1 protein-coding gene is annotated in these 268 nt (G+C 42.9%); it reads right to left on the reverse strand.

Annotated features, from left to right (window positions below; translation table 11 throughout):
• On the reverse strand, window positions 1-268 hold a 268-nt coding region (locus tag AAEY75_RS15380; protein ID WP_352260071.1), incomplete at both ends, for a type VI secretion system baseplate subunit TssF.

Raw genomic sequence — 268 nt, forward strand, 5'->3', positions numbered from 1 at the left:
CCTTGTTGACTTGCTGACCTTGGATGTGGGTCTGCTTGACATCACAGCACAAGATATCCCAGAGGCTGGTGCCTTGACTAGCATCCTCATCTATATATAAATCTAACGAATGATTGAATAAAGCCTGATAGTCAAAGCTCGGATTAAGACCTTTGAATTTAATGTTAATGCAGCCGTTAAGCAGTCCATGCTGATTATCGTACACTTCTTGGCGCGTTTCAAAATCGACGCTATCTATCTGTAGCGGTAATAACGTGACGTCTTGGGT

Origin of the sequence: Psychrobacter sp. TB55-MNA-CIBAN-0194 (genome assembly GCF_040309505.1) — a bacterium.
Lineage (GTDB): Bacteria > Pseudomonadota > Gammaproteobacteria > Pseudomonadales > Moraxellaceae > Psychrobacter > Psychrobacter fozii.